A 15,792-nucleotide genomic window follows, 5' to 3' on the forward strand; every position below is an offset into this window, starting at 1 on the left:
TGAGGCCCGACCAGACACCACAAAATTCATGCACTGACTGGAAACCACACCATGACTCAGAAATTCCTGTCCCACCCAGTCAAAGCACTGGCCCTGGCCTTCGGCCTGTTCAGCTCGGCGGTGTTCGCTGCCGACGCTCCACTGAAAATCGGCACCACCGCCGCCTTCGCCATTCCCCTGGAAGCCGCCGTCGAAGAGGCCTCCAAGCAAGGCCTGAAAGTCGAGCTGGTGGAGTTCACCGACTGGATCGCACCGAACGTCAGCCTCGCCGCCGGCGACATCGACGTGAACTACTTTCAGCACATCCCGTTCCTCGAAAATGCCAAGGCCGCCTCCGGTTTTGACCTGGTGCCGTTCGCCCCGGGGATCATCAACAACGTCGGCCTCTATTCGAAAAAATACAAAAGCTTCGACGAGTTGCCTGAAGGCGCCAGCGTCGCCATCGCCAACGACCCGATCAACAGCGGTCGCGGTCTGCAACTGCTGGCCAAGGCCGGTCTGATCACCCTGAAACCGGGGGTCGGCTACAAGGCCACCGAGGACGACATCGTTGCCAACCCGAAGAAGATCAAGATCCTGCAAGTCGAAGCCGTGCAACTGGTGCGCGCCTACGATGACGCCGATCTGGTCCAGGGCTACCCGGCCTACATCCGTCTGGCGAAGACTTTTGACGCCGGCTCCGCGTTGCTGTTCGACGGTCTCGACCACAAGGAATACGTGATCCAGTTCGTGATCCAGCCCAAGAGCAAGAACGACCCGCGCCTGATCAAATTCGTCGACATCTATCAGCACTCGCCGGTTGTTCGCGCCGCGCTGGATAAGGCTCACGGCAAGCTGTATCAGGCCGGTTGGGAAAGCTGAGCATGACGGCCGCGATCCAACGGCGACTGGATATTCCAGAGCCCAAAAATGCTGAAAAAACCGAACTGCATCCCGAGCTGAATCGCGCCCACGTGCGCTTCATCGGCCTGGGTAAAACCTACGAGGGGCGGCAAGGCCCGGTCGCGGCCCTGCAAGGCATCGATCTGGCGATCCAGCACGGCGAGGTGTTCGGCATCATCGGTCGCAGCGGCGCCGGCAAGTCGTCGCTGATCCGCACGATCAATCGTCTGGAACAACCGACCGCGGGGCGGGTGCTGATCGATCAGGTCGACATCGGCGAGTTCGACGAAGACCGTCTGGTCGCCCTGCGCCGGCGCATCGGCATGATCTTCCAGCACTTCAACCTGATGTCGGCCAAGACCGTGTGGCAGAACGTCGAACTGCCGCTGAAAGTCGCTGGCGTGCCGAAGGAACAGCGGGAAAAAAAGGTCCGTGAACTGCTCGAACTGGTCGGCCTGCAAGCCAAGCACAAGGCCTACCCGGCGCAGCTTTCCGGCGGGCAGAAACAGCGCGTCGGTATCGCCCGCGCATTGGTGCATGATCCGGACATTCTGCTCTGCGACGAAGCCACTTCAGCGCTCGATCCGGAGACCACCCAATCGATCCTCGGCCTGCTGCGCGAGATCAATCAGCGCCTGGGCCTGACGATTGTTTTGATCACCCACGAAATGGCGGTGATCCGCGAAATCTGCGACCGCGTGGTGGTACTGGAACACGGACGGATCGTCGAGCAGGGCCCCGTCTGGGAGGTGTTCGGCAATCCGCAGCACGAGGTCAGCCAGACCTTGCTCGCACCGCTGCAACACGCCTTGCCGGCAGAACTGCAAAGCCGTCTGCATGCCCAACCGCCCTCCCCGGGCGCGGCGGTGGTGCTGCGTTTGCAGTTCACTGGCAGTGCCGGCGACGAGCCGGATCTGGCAGCCCTGTTCACCGCCCTCGGTGGTCGGGTGAAGTTGCTGCAGGGCGGCGTCGAACGGATTCAGGGCCACGCGCTGGGACAACTGTTGTTGGCGGTCAGCGGCTCGACCTTGAGCGCCGAACAATTGCGCGAGCGCGCCGCGCAGTGGGCACAACGGGTGGAGGTATCGGGTTATGTGGTTTGATCGTTTGCTCCAGGGTTTCATCGACACCTTCCTGATGGTCGGCGTGTCGTCGCTGATCGCCTTGCTGGTGGGGATCCCGATGGCGGTGATTCTGGTCACCAGCGACAAGGGCGGAATCTACGAAGCGCCCGTACTCAACAAAGCGTTGGGCGCGTTCGTGAACCTGTTCCGCTCGATCCCGTTTCTGATTCTGATGGTCGCGCTGATTCCGTTCACCCGGCTGATTGTCGGCACCACGTACGGTGTGTGGGCAGCGGTGGTGCCGCTGACGATTGCCGCGACGCCGTTCTTTGCGCGGATTGCCGAAGTGAGTTTGCGTGAGGTCGATCACGGTTTGATCGAGGCGGCGCAGGCCATGGGCTGCCGACGCTGGCACATCGTCTGGCATGTGCTGTTGCCTGAAGCGCTGCCGGGGATTGTTGGCGGGTTCACGATTACGCTGGTGACGATGATCAACTCGTCGGCCATGGCCGGGGCGATTGGTGCCGGCGGCCTCGGCGACATCGCCTACCGCTATGGCTATCAGCGCTTTGACAGCCAGATCATGTTGACGGTGATTGTGTTGCTGGTGGCGTTGGTGGCGGTGATTCAGTTGGGTGGGGATCGTCTGGCGCGGGGGCTGAACAAGCGTTAAGTCATGCCGCACCTCTGAAACCGCTATCGCGAGCAGGCTCACTCCTACAGGGGAACGCATTTCAAATGTAGGAGTGAGCCTGCTCGCGATGAGCTGCGCAGCGGCCCCGCTGGTTGGCGTATATTCGGCAAATCCTCATTGCCCGCGCAGCCCTCGACCATGAAGCAAACGCCCACCGATCTGGAACAGATCACCGCCACCACCCTCGGCCACTACAACTCGGTGGCCGAAGACTTTCGCGAAGGCACCCGCGATCACGATGTCAGCCAGAACATCGACGCCTTGCTTCGCCATATCCAGGGCACGGCGCCGTTCTCCATTCTCGATTTCGGCTGTGGGCCAGGGCGTGACTTGCTGACGTTCACTCGCCTGGGCCATGTTGCGGTCGGCCTCGATGGCGCGGAAAAATTTGCGCAGATGGCCCGCGAAGACAGTGGCTGCGAGGTTTGGTGTCAGGACTTTCTGAAACTCGATCTGCCGGCTGAGCGCTTCGACGGGATCTTCGCCAATGCGGTGCTGTTTCATGTGCCGTTGCAGGAGTTGCCGCGAGTGCTCAAGCAGTTGCATGGCACGTTGAAACCGGGCGGGGTGTTGTTCAGTTCCAATCCGCGTGGGGATAACCGTGAGGGCTGGAACGGGCCGCGCTATGGTTCGTACCACGATCTGGAAGCGTGGCGCGGGTTGCTGACGGCAGCGGGGTTTGTCGAGCTTGAGCATTACTACCGGCCCGCGGGGTTGCCGCGCGAGCAGCAGCCTTGGCTGGCCAGTGTCTGGCGTAAATCTGCGTAGTCAGTTCTGACGCCTTCGCGAGCAAGCCCGCTCCCACAGTTGGAATGCGTCCCCCCTGTGGGAGCGGGCTTGCTCGCGAATAGAGTGCGCAGCACTCGCTTTCAAGCGGCCTCTTTCTTCGGCTCGCGAATCCTGTACCAGGCCACATACAGCGCCGGCAAAAACAGCAGCGTCAGCAACGTCGCGACCACGATCCCGCCAATCATCGCGTAAGCCATCGGCCCCCAGAACACTTCGCGGGCAATCGGGATCATGCCCATGCTCGCCGCCGCGGCGGTCAGCAGGATCGGTCGACGGCGGTGTTCGGTCGCTTCCACCACCGCATCCCACGGCGCATAGCCCTTCTTCTCGTACTCATCGATCTGCGTCACCAGAATCACCGAGTTGCGAATGATGATGCCGATCAGCGCCAGAATCCCGAGGATCGCCACGAAGCCCATCGGCGTGCCGGTCGGCACCAGCGCCAGCACCACGCCGATCAGACCCAGCGGCGCGACACTCGCCACCAGGAACATCTTCTGTACGCTGTGCAGCTGGATCATCAGGAAGGTCGCCATCAAAAACAGCATCAACGGCAGCACCTTGGCGATCGGCCCCTGGGCCTTGCCGCTTTCCTCGACCGTACCGCCGGTGGCGACTTTGTAGCCGACCGGCAGCTTTTCAGCAAAGGCGTCGATTGACGGCTTGAGCAGTTTCACCAGGTCGGTCGGCTGGATCTCGTCGCGCACCGAGGCCTTGATGGTGATGGTCGGCAGACGGTCGCGACGCCACACCAGCGGCTGCTCCAGCTCATACCGCACGGTGGCGAAGGCCAGCAGCGGAATCGAGGTGCCGTTGGGCGTGACGATCTGCAGGTTCTGCAGGGTTTCCGGGGTGCCGCGCTCGGAATCCACCGCGCGCCCGACGACGTTGATCAGGTAGATATCGTCATCGACCTGGGTCAGTGGCGAACCGCTGACGATGCTGTTCATCAACTTCGCCACGTCTTCCGACGACAGCCCGAGCTGACGCGCCTTGTCCTGGGCGATGTCGATACGCAGGACTTTGCCCGGTTCGTTCCAGTCGTAAATGATCTCGCCGATGTGTTCGTTCTTGTCCAGCTCGGTCGCCAGGTCGATGGCGTGCTTGCGCACCTGATCGATGTCCTTGCCGCTGACCCGGTACTGGATCGGCCGGCCCACCGGCGGGCCCATTTCCAGCGCCTGCACGTAACTGCCGATGCCGACGAAGTCCTTGTGCAGACGCTCACGCAGGCGCTGGCTCAGGGCCTCGCGGGCTTTGAAGTCTTTGCTGACGATCACCAGTTGCGCGTAGTACGGGTTCTGCAATTGCTGGTCGAGCGGCAGGTAGAAACGGATCGCTCCCTGACCGATGTAAGTGCTCCAGCGCACGATGTCCGGGTCGCCCTTGAGCGTGGCTTCGAGCTTGTCCACGGCCTTGCGGGTTTCGTCGATCGAGGCGTTTTGCGGCAGGTTCAGATCGACGAGGATTTCCGGGCGATCAGAGGACGGGAAAAACTGGTTCTGCACAAAGCGCATGCAGAACACCGCCAGCACGAAGCACAACACGGTGATGCCGATCGCCCACCAGCGGTTACGCATCGACCACAACAAGCCGTGATTGAATGCCCGGCCAATGCGCCCCGGCTCGGCTGCGTGGGGTTTCACGTTGGTGCTGAGAATGTGCACGCCGATCACCGGTGCGAACAGCACCGCGACGATCCACGACACCAACATCGCCACCGCGATTACCGCAAACAGGGTGAAGGTGTACTCACCGGCGGAGCTGGCGTTGAGGCCGATCGGCACGAAACCGGCGACCGTCACCAGCGTACCGGTGAGCATCGGGAACGCTGTGGAGGTGTAGGCGAACGTGGCCGCCTGCTCCTTGGTCTCGCCCATTTCCAGGCGCGTGACCATCATCTCCACGGTGATCATCGCATCGTCGACCAGCAGGCCGAGGGCGATGATCAGCGCACCGAGGGAAATCCGCTGCATGGTGATGCCGCTGTACTCCATGAACACGAAGACCATCGCCAGCACCAGCGGAATCGAGCACGCCACCACCAGCCCGGCGCGCACGCCAAGGCTGATGAAGCTGACCACCAGGACGATGATCACCGCTTCGAACAGCGCGCTGGTGAAGCCGCCGACGGCCTCTTCCACCACCACCGCCTGATCGGACACGGTGTGCACGCCGACGCCCACCGGCAGGTCGGCCGTCAGTTGATCAATGCGTGCGTGCAGCGCCTTACCGAACGCCTGCACGTTACCGCCCTTCTGCATGGCAATCGCCAGGCCGATGGCCGGTTTGCCGTCGAAGCGAAATTCCGGGGTGGCCGGGTCGACGTAACCACGGCTGATGTCGGCGACATCGGCCAGACGATAGAAGCGGTCATTGAGCTTGAGATTGACCTCGGCCAGATCCTTCTCCGAAGCGAACTGCCCCGAGGTGCGCACGGAAATCCGCTCCGGACCGGCCTCGATCACACCCGCCGGGGTCACCGCGTTCTGCGATTGCAGGCTCTGCACCACCTGGCGCTGATCGATGCCCAGCGCGGCGAGTTTGCGCGTGGAGAAGTTCAGGTAGATCACTTCGTCCTGCTGGCCGACCATCTCGATCTTGCCCAGCCCCGGCACGTTGCGGATCTCGGCGCGGGCCTGTTCCACGTAGTCGCGCAACTGGCGCATGGTCAGGCCATCGGCAGTAAAGGCGTAGACCGAGCCGTAGACGTCACCGAACTCATCGTTGAATCCGGGTCCCTGAATCCCTTGGGGAAACTGCCCGCGAATGTCATCGATCTTCTTGCGCACCTGGTACCAGATTTCCGGAATGTCCTTGGCGCTGGTGGTGTCGCGCAGGTACACGTAGACCGTCGATTCACCGGGCCGCGTGTAGCTTTTCACGTAATCGAGGGAGTCGAGTTCCTCAAGTTTTTTCTCGATGCGGTCGGTGACCTGCTTGAGGGTTTCTTCCTGGGTTGCGCCCGGCCACTTGGTCTGGATCACCATGGTCTTGATGGTGAACGACGGGTCTTCTTCGCGCCCCAGATTGAAGTAGGAAAACACCCCCATCAGCAGCGCGACGAACATCAGGTACCAGACGAACGACTGATGCTTGAGGGCCCATTCGGAGAGATTGAAAGAGCCTTTCATTGACTGTCCTCGTCGAGTTTCACGGCTTGTCCGGGTTTGAGGCTGTTGACGCCTGCGCTGACCACCTGCTCACCACTCTTGACCCCGCCGGCCAGCACCACGGTGCTGTCAGTGCGGCTGGTCACGCTGACGTCACGGGGGGAGACGGTTTTGCTCTGGGGGTCGATGACCCAGATGCGGGTCTTGCCGTCGACTTCCTGCAACGCCGTCGCGGGCAATTCGATCCGCGACTTGATGGCCGAGCTGAGGGTCACGCTGATCGCCGTGCCGAGACGAAACCCGGGCGGGGTTTCGCTCAGGGTCAGGCGTGCACGACGGGTACGCGTGGCGCTCTGTGCCTGGGGTTCGATTTCGCGAATGATCGCCGTGGTGCTGATGCTCGGGTCGAGCTGCGCGGCCACCAGAAACACCACGTCGGCGGGGATCTGATCGACCAGCGTATCCGGCAGGTCGATCACCGCTTCCTTGATGTCCGGTTGCGCCAGGGTCACCACTTGCTGGCCGGCAGTTACCACTTGGCCGGCCTCGGCATTCCATGCCGTGACCACGGCTTTGTGGTCGGCGCGCAGTTCGGTGTAGCCGAGCTGATCCTTGCTCTGGTTGACCGCCGCCCGCGCCTGATCGAGCGAAGCCTGGGTGGTTTTCAGGTCGGTGGTGGCGATGTCCAGTTGTGCCTGGGCGCCCACGCCGCGATCGAACAGCGCTTGCTGACGCCGGGCATTGGCCTGAGCGTTGATCAGTTGCGCCTGCACCTTGGCCAGATCGCCCTGGGCCGAGCGCAACTGGTTCTGTTGATCGGTCGGGTCGAGGGTGGCAAGCAGCGTGCCCTTATCCACTTCGGCGCCGACATCGACGTTGCGACTGGCGATGCGCCCGCCAACGCGAAACCCGGTATTGCTCTCGTAGCGCGCCTGAATGCTGCCGGCAAAACGCCCGAGGGTTTCTTCGTTCAGCGCCTGCACCTTGATCGACAGCACCGGCCGCACCGGCTCCGGCGGTGGCTCGCTTTTCGAGCAGGCAGCCAGCAGCACGCCAATGGACAACAGCCCCAAACGCTTCATGGCTGTGCTCCCGGTTGCAGATCCTTGTAGGTGTTTTCGGCGATTTCGACTTTCATGCCCGGGTGCAGCAGTTGTCCACCGGCAACGATGACTTTTTCACCGCCGTTGAGGCCGCCGCTGATAATGACCTTACCGGTCAGGTAGCGGCCGACGGTGACGTTATGCAATTGCGCTTGACCCTTGTCATCGACCATCCACACCGCCGGGTCGCTGATGTTTTTGGTCAGCGCCGACCACGGCAATTCCACTGCCGTTTTGCCAGTGCCCTTGGCGGTGGCACTGACCACCGAGCCGAGCTGCATGCCTTGCGGGAGGCTGTCGAGGGTGACCTTGACCTGCACCGTGCCCGATTGCGCCGACACCGCCGGGGTGATTTCACGTACGGTGCCGGTGGTCTTGATGTTGGGGTTGTCGAGCAGACTGACGACGATCGAGCGATCGGCAGGCCGTTCCGAGAGCAGCGATTCGTAGACGTTGAACACCGCATCGCGGTCGCCATCGCGAGCCAGTTTGAAAATCGGCGCGGTCGCCTGGACCACCTGGCCGACTTCAGCCTGGCGCTCGGTGATGATGCCGGGGGCATCGGCGATCAGCGAGGTGTAGCTCAACTGATCCTTGGCATTGGCCAGTTGCGCCTGGGCCGCGCTCAGAGCGCTCTGGCTGCTGCGCAACGCGGCTTGGGCGGAGTCGAATTCGCTCTGGCTGGTGTAGCCCTTGGGCAACAGTTTTTGCTGCCGCACGAACGCCGCAGCGCTTTGTTTGACCCGCGCCTGCTCGGCGACAACCTGCGCCTGGGCGGAATCGACGTTGGTCTGCAAATCCTTGGGATCGAGTTTGGCCAGCACCTGTTTGGCGCTCACCCGGTCGCCGACATCGACCATGCGCTGGATGATCTTGCCGCCGACCCGGAACGACAGTTCGGTCTGCACCCGCGCCTGCACGTCACCGGTGAGGGTCACGGCAGCGGCATAGTCAGCCGGTTTCACCACTTGCACAAAGACCCGGGGGAAGTACTCCGCCGGGGCCTCTTTCTTGCCGCAAGCGGTCAGCGCCGTGAGCAGGCTCAGCACGACCACTGTTTTCAATCCGGGACTCGCCATGCAGACTCCTTCCTGTGTACGAACGTGCAAGTGACGATACGACTGTGAGCTTAGAACAGGGTTCAACCTTCGCTCGCGGGAATAACGCATTTTCCACATTGATTTCTGTGGCGAGGGAGCTTGCTCCCGCTCGACTGCGAAGCAGGCGCAAACCTCTCGAATCGGGGGTTGGGGCCGCTTCGCAGCCCGGCGGGAGCAAGCTCCCTCGCCACAGGGGTACCGGCACGGCACACTATCGGTTCCGGCAGAAGGAAACGCCCATGCTCAAGACCCTCGCGGTGGCCAATTACCGCTCGATCAATAAATTGGTGATTCCGCTGGGCCGCTTGAATCTGATCACCGGCCCCAACGGCAGTGGCAAGTCCAACCTGTACCGCGCGCTGCGCCTGTTGGCGGAAACCGCGCAGGGTGGCGTGGTCAATGCGCTGGCCCGCGAGGGTGGGCTGGATTCGACGTTCTGGGCCGGGCCGGAAACCATCAGCCGGCGCATGCGCAACGGCGAAGTGGCGATCGAGCCGACCGTGCGTCAGGGCGTCAAACGCCTGCGTCTGGGGTTTGCCGGGGAAGACTTCAGCTACGCGATCGCTCTCGGCTTGCCGGAGCCGAGCCTCTCGTTCTTCTCCCTCGATCCGGAGATCAAGAAGGAATGCATCTGGGCCGGGCCGCTCTATCGTCCGGCGAGCCTGCTGGTGGATCGCCACGGCCCGATGATTCGCGCCCGCGAAGGGCGCGGCTGGGACGTGCTGGCCCAGCACACGCCGAACTTCGACAGCCTGTTCGATCAGGTCGGCAGCCTGCGCAGTTCACCGGAGGTGTTCCAGATGCGCGAATTCATCCGCCGCTGGCGCTTCTACGATCACTTCCGCAGCGACGCCGACGCCCCGGTGCGCCAGCCGCAACTGGGCACGCGCACGCCAGTGCTGCATCACGACGGCCGGGATCTGGCCGCAGCGTTGCAGACCATTCGCGAAATCGGCGACCCCGAGGCGTTGCAGGCAGCGATCAGCGATGCCTTCCCCGGCGCACGACTGAACATCGCACCGCTGGCCGGCGGCCGCTTTGCCATCGAGTTCTTTCAGGAGGGGTTGCTGCGACCGCTGTCGGCGGCGGAGCTGTCGGACGGCACGTTGCGTTATCTGCTACTGATCGCCGCGCTGCTGACGCCACGCCCACCGTCGTTGATGGTGCTCAACGAACCGGAAACAAGTCTGCATCCGGATCTGCTGCCGGCGCTGGCACGCTTGATCATTCGCGCTTCGCAGGAGTGTCAGGTGTGGGTGGTGTCCCACGCACGACGGTTGATTTCGGCGTTGCAGGAAGATCCCGAGTGCAACTGCATCGTGCTGGAGAAGACGCTGGGGCAGACCGGGATTGTCGGCCAGCGGGTGCTGGATGAGCCGGCGTGGAACTGGCCGGATTGAGCGGCGCCTGAACCACCGCTTTCGCGAGCAAGCCCGCTCCCAAAGTTGGAATGCGTACCCCTGTGGGAGCGAGCCTGCTCGCGAAGAGGACCTTCAGGTCAGCGCAGATTTAACGGCCAATCACCCCTGCCACTTGCCACCCTCGACAATCACGCTCTCAGGCTTGGTGTCATCGCTCAGCTCTTTACGCACGTATTGGTCATACAGCTTGAGCAGGTACTTCTCTTCACCCAACTTGGCCAGCTCGGTATTCACCCAGTCACGCAGCTCGACGTTGCCCTTCTTCACTGCCGGCGCGATCGGCGCCTCAGCCCCGAGTTTTTCGTCCAGCACGCGGTAGCCCGGGTTCTGCTTGGCCCAGCTGAACAGCACCAGATTGTCCTGCGCGTAGGCATCGCCGCGACCGTTGGCCAGAGCTTGCAGCGACTCGGAGTTTTTCTCGAACTTCAGCAGTTTCCAGTCCGGGTGATTCTTGGTCAGCCAGATGTCGGCGGTGGTGCCGGTGGTGACGATAGTGGTGCGAGTCGCCAAGTCATCGAGGTTCTTCACGGAACTGCCCTGCGGTACCAGCGCCTGGACTGCGACCTTGAGGTTCGGGTTAGTGAATTCCACCGCTTCCTTGCGCTCAGGGGTCACGGTCATGTTGGCGAGGATCAGGTCGACCTTGTCGCTCTGCAGGAACGGAATGCGGCTCGCCGGCTCCACGGCCACGAACTCGACCTTGTTCTCGTCGCCCAGCAGATCCTTGGCGAAACGCCGACCGATATCGGTGTCGAAGCCGACGTAGCGCCCGGCTTCATCGACGAAACCGAACGGTGGCTTGTCGGTGAATACGCCGACGATCAGTTTGTCGCGGGCCTTGATCTTGTCCAGATAGCTGGCCGGCGCGGTGCTTTCGCTGGCGACTTTCGGCTTGGCCGGTTCTTCGGATTTGTTGCAGCCGGCGAGCAGCGCGAGCCCCAGCAGCGGCAGTAAAAACAGGGATGACTTGGCAGTTTTCATAGCGGTTCCAGTTCCTTTGTCGGATTCGTTTCAGGCAGTGTTGCAACGAAGGAGAACTTCTCCAGAAACTGCTGCGCGCGTGCGGTTTGCGGGTTCGTAAAGAAAATCTCGGGCGGGTTCTGTTCAAGGATGCGTCCGGCATCCATGAACACGATACGGTCGGCCACCGCGCGGGCGAAGGCCATTTCATGGGTGACGATCAGCAGGGTCATGCCCTCGCGAGCCAGACCCTGAATCACTTGCAGCACTTCCTTGACCATCTCCGGATCGAGGGCGGCGGTGACTTCATCGAAGAGCATGACCCGCGGGTTCATGCACAACGAACGGACGATGGCGATGCGTTGCTGCTGGCCGCCGGAGAGCTGGCGCGGGAACGCATCGCGCTTGTCCGCCAGGCCCACCCGTTCGAGCAAGGCTTCGGCTTGCTGCTGCGCTTCACGGCGCTGGCGCTTTTGCACCTTGAGCGGGCCGAGCAGCAAATTGTCGAGCACGCTCATGTGCGGGAACAGGTGATAACTCTGGAACACCATGCCGATCTGCTGGCGGATCTCGCGCCAGTCGGTGGCCTTGTCCAGCAGCTCGCGGCCGACAAATTTCAGGCTGCCGCTGTGGGCCTCCTCCAGACCATTGAGGCAACGCAGCAAGGTGCTTTTGCCACAACCGCTCGGGCCGAGGATGACGATCACTTCGCCGCTGCGCACTTGCAGGTCGATGCCCTTGAGCACCTGCTGTTCGCCGTAGAATTTGTTGAAACCGTGAAACTCGATCAATGCGCTCATGCTTGCGTCCAGCGCCGCTCCAGCACGCGCGAGGCGGCCGACAGCGGGTAGCAGATGAAAAAGAAAAACAGAAACAGCGCGCCGTAGATCAGCACCGATTCGTAGGTGCGCTCGATGATCTGCTGGCCGACCTTGATCACATCGACCACGCCGATCAGCACCGCCAGCGAGCTGGTCTTGATGATCCGCGTGTAGACGTTGATGGTCGGCGGCGTCATGCGTTTCAGCGCTTGCGGCAACAACACGTAGCCATACAGTTGCGCCGCATTGAGGCCGATCGACAATCCCGCCTCACGCTGCCCGCGCGGCAACGAATGCAGCGCGCCACGGGCCACTTCGCCGACCTCGCTGGCGCCCCACAGCGACAGCACCAGCACCGCGCACCAGAAGCTCGGCAAGCTCAGACCGAAGAAAATTGGCAGGCCGAAAAACAGCAGGTACAGCCAGACCAGCACCGGGATCGCCCGGAACAGTTCCAGATAAACCCGCAGGATCAGGTTCAGCCACGTCACGTTGAGCGTGCGCAATACGCCGTAGAGCACACCGCCAATGGTGCTGATCGCAATGCTCAGGAACGAGATCGACAAGGTTTGCCCGGCGCCTTTTGCCAGTTGCGGCAACGACACCCAGAGCAGTTCAAGACCCGAACTGGCCATGCTGGAGCCTCCTTTCCAGACGGCTGAGCAGCAGCGACAACGGCAAGAACAACAGCACGCAAATCAGCGTCAGCACGGCGAGCATTTCGTAGGTTTTGTAGTAGAGCGCGATGTAGCTCTTGGTGGTGTAGAGGATTTCCGGCACGGCCACCGCCGAGACCACGGTGGTTTCCTTGAGCAGGAAAATGAAATTGGCGAACAGCGACGGCAGGCTGAGAATCCCCGCTTGCGGCAGGATCACGTAGCGCAGCAACTGGCCGTGGGACAGGCCGATGGAACACCCCGATTCCAGTTGCGCCTGCGGCACCGCGTCGACACCGGCACGCAGCACCTCAGTGAGGTAAGCACCGCCGAGGAAGGTCATGGTGATGATTGCCGCGGTGAACCCGGAAACCTTGATCCCCAGCGCCGGCAGGGCGAAGTAGACGAAGAACAGTTGAATCAGCAGCGGCGTGTTGCGCGCCAGTTCTACATACAGGCCGACGGCGCGCTGCAGGTAAGGCGTGCGAAACACCAGAATCGTCGCGTTGAGCAGCGCCACCAGCAGCGACGTGCCGATGGCGATGAACCCGACTTGCAGCGTCACGCCCACGGCTTTGAGAAAGGCCGGCAGGGTGCTGAGGATAAATGCGTAATCGAATGTCATGAAACGTCCTGACGCCACTCGGTAAGTGGCGGTGGTGCAGTCCATGGACAGCGGGTGGCTGTCCGGCAGGCACTGACTTTATAGGTATAAAAACAAGAATTTAAATACCGTTAAAGCATATTGATATCACCCAAAAAACTATCCTGTGGGTTTGCCGGGAAGGAATAAGAAGGCTATTTTCCCTTGCGCTGTAGGAAGGATCTTTTTTGCATGAAAGCCCTCCAAGGACGAACAGCTTTTGGCCAGACTCCTCCGGCCAAACCATTACAAGGAAGACAACATGGACGTAAAAGTGCCGCAGCGACTGGACCCGCAGGACATCGTGAAATTGCTCGTGGCGTTGCGCCGGGCGTTGAAGGCTCAGGTAACCTGAGGTCAGGATCAACAGCACCCTCACCCCAGCCCTCTCCCCGAGGGAGAGGGGGCCGACCGCAGTGTCTGGCGATTAACATCGACCTGAAAGATCGAGTCGATTATGGATTCGGCAGAAAACTTTCACGTCGGTGTACTTCTACAGCATCCCCCAATCAGTCCCCTCTCCCTTTGGGAGAGGGCTAGGGTGAGGGGCTTTTCAACGCACACACAAAAACGCCGATGACCATCACTGGCCATCGGCGTTTTCATACCTTGAAGGGGTGGTTCACGCGTCGGATCAGAACGCCGGCAGTACCGCGCCGTTGTACTTCTTCTCGATGAACGCTTTGACTTCCGGGCTGGTCAGGGCAGCGGCCAGTTTCTGGATCGCGTCGCTGTTCTTGTTGTCCTCACGGGCCACCAGGAAGTTCACGTACGGCGAGTCAGCGCCTTCGATCACCAGCGCATCCTTCGTCGGGTTCAGCTTGGCTTCCAGCGCGTAGTTGGTGTTGATCATGTCCAGATCAACTTCCTTCAGGACGCGTGGCAGCAGGGCCGATTCCAGTTCCTTGAACTTGAAGTTGTGCGGGTTCTTGGCGATGTCTTTCGGGGTCGCCAAGGCGTTTTTCGGATCTTTCAGTTCGATCAGGCCAGCCTTCTGCAGCAGGATCAGCGCACGTCCGCTGTTGCTGCCTTCGTTCGGGATGGCGATGGTCGCGCCGTCCGGCAGTTCAGCCAGAGTCTTGTACTTGCTCGAGTAGCCACCGAACGGTTCAATGTGCACGCCCTTCACGGTCACCAGGTACTTGGCTTTGTCGTCCTTGTACTTACCGGCGTTGAAGCTGTTCAGGTACGGTTCGGTCTGGAAGTAGTTGGCATCCAGACGCTTCTCACCCACCTGCACGTTCGGCTGCACGTAGTCGGTGAAGACCTTGATTTCCAGATCCACGCCTTCTTTGGCCAGGGTCGGTTTGATCAGCTCGAGAATTTCCGCGTGCGGCACCGGAGTCGCCGCCACCACCAGTTTCTCGCCAGCCTGGGCCAGGGAAGCAGTCAGAGCAGCCGCCAATGCGGTAAACAACAGAACCTTTTTCATGCAGTGTCCTTATCGAGAATCACGGTCGCGAATGGCGACGGCTATTAATACGAGTGCCAGTGAAGTGCTATCTCTGGCGTGAAGCGGACAATACCGGGATTTTTTATTCCCGGACAATAACGTTTATTCACTTTGATATTCCATTTCGTTCATACAGAACTGAACGGCTACAACTGCTGGCTCAAACCAATCAGCAGATCTTTCAAAGCCTTACGTTCGTCAACGCTACCGCCGATATTGATTTGTGCTACCAGTCGTTCGATCTGAAGCTGCGGCCCAGACACTTCGGGCAGGTTCAGGTGCTCCGGGAGGATTTCGTCACCGGTACTGACCAACAGCGCAAAGTGAATGACGTTTTCCAGCTCGCGGGTGTTGCCCGGCCAGCTGTGGCGCTCCAACAGGTGCTGCGCCGCTTCGCTGATCAACGGCACCGGCAGATCCAGGCGCTGGCTGTAGATGCCGAGGAAATACTCTGCCAGCGACAGGATGTCGCCAATCCGCTCGCGCAGGGCCGGCAATTCCAGTTGACCGTCGCTGAGGTAGTGATAGAGCCGTTCGTGGAATTTTCCGGCGTCCACCGCTTGCGCCAGATCGATGCTGGTGGCTGCGACCAACCGCACATCCACCGGGCTTGGCTGATGTGCGCCGACGCGGGTGACTTCATGATTTTCCAGGGCGGCGAGCAGTTTGATCTGGATCGGCAACGGCAGATCGCCGATCTCATCGAGGTACAAGGTGCCGCCGTTGGCCGAACCGAACCAGCCGGCCCGACTGCTCGCCGAACCTGTATAGCTGCCGGCGGCATAGCCGAACAGCTCGGCATCGGCGTAGGTCGGACTGATCGCGCCGCAATTGACCGAGACGAACAGACCGCTGCGATCACTGGCACGGTGGATGTGGCGCGCGAGCAATTCTTTGCCGGTGCCGGTCTCGCCGCGGATCAATACCGAGATGGCACGCGGCGCCAGATGCTCAAGTTCTTCGCGCAACTGGCGGGACCGGGGATCGACGAACACCAGCGCCTTGGCGCGGATGCTCAGGGGACTTTTTTCCGCATCGGGAAAGGTCAGCAACGGCTGACCGAACGTTTCGAAACTCATGGCAGACTCCCGCC

The 15,792-nt window shown here is 61.3% G+C and carries 14 protein-coding genes; 5 read left to right on the forward strand and 9 right to left on the reverse strand.

Annotation, left to right across the window (positions count from 1 at the left end):
• Positions 1-51: 51 nt before the first annotated feature.
• The 4 genes from JFU48_RS05965 (at position 52) to JFU48_RS05980 (ending at position 3,408) form a co-directional block, all read left to right on the forward strand.
• On the forward strand, positions 52-861 hold the full coding sequence (locus tag JFU48_RS05965) for a MetQ/NlpA family ABC transporter substrate-binding protein (protein ID WP_103485217.1): 810 nt from the start codon (positions 52-54) through the stop codon (positions 859-861).
• Positions 862-863: 2 nt separating this feature from the next.
• Entirely contained in the window at positions 864-1,985 is a 1,122-nt protein-coding gene (locus JFU48_RS05970; protein WP_201136070.1) for a methionine ABC transporter ATP-binding protein, read from the forward strand.
• The gene (locus JFU48_RS05975) at positions 1,975-2,619 is read left to right on the forward strand and encodes a methionine ABC transporter permease (protein WP_003220597.1); all 645 of its coding nucleotides are present in this window, start codon (positions 1,975-1,977) and stop codon (positions 2,617-2,619) included. Before JFU48_RS05970 ends, JFU48_RS05975 begins: the two co-directional genes overlap by 11 nt.
• 159 nt (positions 2,620-2,778) lie before the next feature.
• Positions 2,779-3,408 carry a class I SAM-dependent methyltransferase gene (locus tag JFU48_RS05980; RefSeq protein WP_201136071.1) on the forward strand — a complete coding sequence of 210 codons (630 nt, stop codon included), beginning with the start codon at positions 2,779-2,781 and terminating at the stop codon, positions 3,406-3,408.
• Between the two features lie 101 nt (positions 3,409-3,509).
• Here JFU48_RS05980 and JFU48_RS05985 read toward each other — a convergent pair whose 3' ends face one another.
• From JFU48_RS05985 to JFU48_RS05995, 3 genes are read right to left on the reverse strand one after another with little or no spacing between them, the layout of a single operon-like run.
• Positions 3,510-6,563, reverse strand: coding sequence for an efflux RND transporter permease subunit (locus JFU48_RS05985; protein WP_201136072.1), 3,054 nt, complete (start codon positions 6,561-6,563; stop codon positions 3,510-3,512).
• A complete protein-coding gene (locus tag JFU48_RS05990; RefSeq protein WP_003220590.1) occupies positions 6,560-7,624 on the reverse strand; it encodes an efflux RND transporter periplasmic adaptor subunit in 1,065 nt (354 codons plus the stop codon). Before JFU48_RS05990 ends, JFU48_RS05985 begins: the two co-directional genes overlap by 4 nt.
• Complete coding sequence (locus tag JFU48_RS05995; RefSeq protein ID WP_003220588.1) at positions 7,621-8,724, reverse strand: efflux RND transporter periplasmic adaptor subunit; 1,104 nt, start codon at positions 8,722-8,724, stop codon at positions 7,621-7,623. Before JFU48_RS05995 ends, JFU48_RS05990 begins: the two co-directional genes overlap by 4 nt.
• Before the next feature lie 260 nt (positions 8,725-8,984).
• Between JFU48_RS05995 and JFU48_RS06000 the strand changes: the two genes are divergently transcribed.
• On the forward strand, positions 8,985-10,145 hold the full coding sequence (locus JFU48_RS06000) for an AAA family ATPase (protein ID WP_201136073.1): 1,161 nt from the start codon (positions 8,985-8,987) through the stop codon (positions 10,143-10,145).
• A gap of 120 nt (positions 10,146-10,265) precedes the next feature.
• On the opposite strand, the gene JFU48_RS06005 is transcribed toward JFU48_RS06000, so the two are convergent.
• The 6 genes from JFU48_RS06005 to JFU48_RS06030 form a co-directional block, all read right to left on the reverse strand.
• Positions 10,266-11,147 carry a transporter substrate-binding domain-containing protein gene (locus tag JFU48_RS06005; protein ID WP_201136074.1) on the reverse strand — a complete coding sequence of 294 codons (882 nt, stop codon included), beginning with the start codon at positions 11,145-11,147 and terminating at the stop codon, positions 10,266-10,268.
• Positions 11,144-11,926 (reverse strand): amino acid ABC transporter ATP-binding protein, encoded by a 783-nt coding sequence (locus JFU48_RS06010; protein WP_103485223.1) that lies wholly within the window; start codon positions 11,924-11,926, stop codon positions 11,144-11,146. Before JFU48_RS06010 ends, JFU48_RS06005 begins: the two co-directional genes overlap by 4 nt.
• The gene (locus JFU48_RS06015) at positions 11,923-12,582 is read right to left on the reverse strand and encodes an amino acid ABC transporter permease (RefSeq protein ID WP_201136075.1); all 660 of its coding nucleotides are present in this window, start codon (positions 12,580-12,582) and stop codon (positions 11,923-11,925) included. The genes JFU48_RS06010 and JFU48_RS06015 overlap by 4 nt, the downstream gene beginning before the upstream one ends.
• Positions 12,563-13,228, reverse strand: a complete 666-nt coding sequence (locus tag JFU48_RS06020) for an amino acid ABC transporter permease (RefSeq protein WP_201136076.1) — start codon at positions 13,226-13,228, stop codon at positions 12,563-12,565. Before JFU48_RS06020 ends, JFU48_RS06015 begins: the two co-directional genes overlap by 20 nt.
• 652 nt (positions 13,229-13,880) lie before the next feature.
• The gene (locus JFU48_RS06025; RefSeq protein ID WP_003220575.1) at positions 13,881-14,678 is read right to left on the reverse strand and encodes a MetQ/NlpA family ABC transporter substrate-binding protein; all 798 of its coding nucleotides are present in this window, start codon (positions 14,676-14,678) and stop codon (positions 13,881-13,883) included.
• 167 nt (positions 14,679-14,845) lie between these two features.
• On the reverse strand, positions 14,846-15,778 hold the full coding sequence (locus tag JFU48_RS06030; RefSeq protein ID WP_201136077.1) for a sigma 54-interacting transcriptional regulator: 933 nt from the start codon (positions 15,776-15,778) through the stop codon (positions 14,846-14,848).
• Positions 15,779-15,792 lie beyond the last annotated feature (14 nt).

The sequence above is a fragment of the Pseudomonas sp. TH49 genome, from assembly GCF_016650625.1.
Classification (GTDB): domain Bacteria; phylum Pseudomonadota; class Gammaproteobacteria; order Pseudomonadales; family Pseudomonadaceae; genus Aquipseudomonas; species Aquipseudomonas fluorescens_H.

Bases quoted from the DNA above. Each gene is read 5' to 3' on its own strand.
- JFU48_RS06030 (WP_201136077.1), bottom strand. From the start codon at position 15,778: ATGAGTTTCGAAACGTTCGGTCAGCCGTTGCTGACCTTTCCCGATGCG.
- JFU48_RS05965 (WP_103485217.1), top strand. From the start codon at position 52: ATGACTCAGAAATTCCTGTCCCACCCAGTCAAAGCACTGGCCCTGGCC.
- JFU48_RS05985 (WP_201136072.1), bottom strand. From the start codon at position 6,563: ATGAAAGGCTCTTTCAATCTCTCCGAATGGGCCCTCAAGCATCAGTCG.
- JFU48_RS05970 (WP_201136070.1), top strand. From the start codon at position 864: ATGACGGCCGCGATCCAACGGCGACTGGATATTCCAGAGCCCAAAAAT.
- JFU48_RS06010 (WP_103485223.1), bottom strand. From the start codon at position 11,926: ATGAGCGCATTGATCGAGTTTCACGGTTTCAACAAATTCTACGGCGAA.
- JFU48_RS06015 (WP_201136075.1), bottom strand. From the start codon at position 12,582: ATGGCCAGTTCGGGTCTTGAACTGCTCTGGGTGTCGTTGCCGCAACTG.
- JFU48_RS05980 (WP_201136071.1), top strand. From the start codon at position 2,779: ATGAAGCAAACGCCCACCGATCTGGAACAGATCACCGCCACCACCCTC.
- JFU48_RS06025 (WP_003220575.1), bottom strand. From the start codon at position 14,678: ATGAAAAAGGTTCTGTTGTTTACCGCATTGGCGGCTGCTCTGACTGCT.
- JFU48_RS06000 (WP_201136073.1), top strand. From the start codon at position 8,985: ATGCTCAAGACCCTCGCGGTGGCCAATTACCGCTCGATCAATAAATTG.
- JFU48_RS06005 (WP_201136074.1), bottom strand. From the start codon at position 11,147: ATGAAAACTGCCAAGTCATCCCTGTTTTTACTGCCGCTGCTGGGGCTC.
- JFU48_RS05990 (WP_003220590.1), bottom strand. From the start codon at position 7,624: ATGAAGCGTTTGGGGCTGTTGTCCATTGGCGTGCTGCTGGCTGCCTGC.
- JFU48_RS05975 (WP_003220597.1), top strand. From the start codon at position 1,975: ATGTGGTTTGATCGTTTGCTCCAGGGTTTCATCGACACCTTCCTGATG.
- JFU48_RS05995 (WP_003220588.1), bottom strand. From the start codon at position 8,724: ATGGCGAGTCCCGGATTGAAAACAGTGGTCGTGCTGAGCCTGCTCACG.
- JFU48_RS06020 (WP_201136076.1), bottom strand. From the start codon at position 13,228: ATGACATTCGATTACGCATTTATCCTCAGCACCCTGCCGGCCTTTCTC.